The following is a 1,500-nucleotide window of genomic DNA, read 5'->3' as shown; positions in this document are numbered from 1 at the left end:
GCCGTTGCAGTACTAAGCCGGATCTTTGTGAAATGGTGTGGGCCATAGCGGGATCGGCGTATTGTGCCGGGCCTGGCGCTGCGGGAGGCGAGCGCGGAGACCGGCCGGTTGACCGATCGGGTCGGGTTGAGGGTGTCGACGCGGGTGGTCGAGCGCGATCTGGTCGATGAGGTGTTGATCGACACCGGTCGGGTCGAGCAGCGTCGCCGGTTGATGCCCGCGCGGGTGGTGGTGTATTTCGTGTCGGCGTTGACGTTGTTCTTCGACGACGCCTGCGAGGAGGTGAGGGCCAAACTCGTTGACGGGCTTCGGTTTCCGCGGTCGTGGGAGCAACGGTGGCAGATGCCGACCGCGACGGCGTTGTGCAAGGCGCGTACCCGGCTCGGTGAGGAGCCTCTCGAGGAGTTGTTTCGGCGGGTCGCGGTCCCCTTGGCGAGCGCGGGTTGTCCGGGCGCGTGGCTGGCAGGTCTGCGGGTGATGGCCATCGACGCGGTCGAGATGGACGTGCCCGACACCGGCGACAACGAGGCGGTGTTCGGGCGCAGGCGCACCAGTACCGGTGAGGACGGCCCGTATCCCACAGGAGAAGATCCCGGCCTTGGCCGAGCGCGCCACCCACGCGATCGTTGCCGCCCACCTCGGCGCGGTCGACCAGAACGACCGGGCGATAGCGCGGGCGCTGCTCGACGAGTTCGAGGCGGGGATGCTGGTCATCGCCGATCGCGGATTCTTCGGTCACGAGTTGTGGCACCAGGCCGCTGAGACCGGCGCGGACCTGCTGTAGCGGGTGATGGAACCGTTGAAGTTGCCTGCCGTGGAAGAACTTCCCGGGGGCTCGTATCTGTCGGCATTGACCGGCAAATCCGAACGTCAGCGCCTGCGTAGCCACCGACGCCGCGGGCTGGATACCGCAGCCGAGGGCTTGCCTGTGCGGGTGATCGAATACGAGATCGTCAACCGTGCCGGTGAACCCGGTCCGATCCGGCCGGTCACCACCATCCTCGACCCCGACCAGACCGCAGCCGTCGAGCTGGCCGCCGCCTACGCCCACCGATGGGAGATCGAGACCAGCTTCGCCAAGATCGAAACCCATCAGCGCACCATGGCCGGGTGTTGCGCTCGCACCGCCCGGCCATGGTGCGCCAGGAGATCTGGGGGCTGCTGATCACTCACTACGCGATCCGCGAACTCATTTGCCACGCATAAGATTTCGACTCCACCAACCCGCTACGACTGTCGTTTCTGCGGACCCTGCGCGCTGTCCGGCGCCACGTCACCGGCCAAGGCGGCTTTTCCCCCTGACCACCTTGCCGACGCGACCGCAGCCGCGGTCGCCGAGATCTTCGCACGCCCGAACCCACCGTGGCGCCCTCGCAGCTACCCCCGCGTCACCGAACGCGGACGACGCCAGAACTTCCCGCGGAAATACCCCCACCACACCAACACCAACACCAACCACCCAGCACCACCCGAGGTCCGGCTGCACCAGCGCCTTAGTAC

The 1,500-nt window shown here is 67.1% G+C and carries 1 pseudogene; it reads left to right on the top strand.

The annotated features are described in order from the left end of the window. Positions 1 to 60: 60 nt before the first annotated feature. Positions 61 to 1,302: pseudogene (locus NS2_RS35595) on the top strand (IS4 family transposase). Positions 1,303 to 1,500: the final 198 nt, after the last annotated feature.

Source organism: Nocardia seriolae NBRC 15557 (assembly GCF_007990715.1).
In the GTDB taxonomy this organism is placed as follows: domain Bacteria; phylum Actinomycetota; class Actinomycetes; order Mycobacteriales; family Mycobacteriaceae; genus Nocardia; species Nocardia seriolae.
The sequence above is the reverse complement of the archived record's forward strand: the minus strand, read 5'-3'. Positions and strand labels throughout refer to the sequence as shown.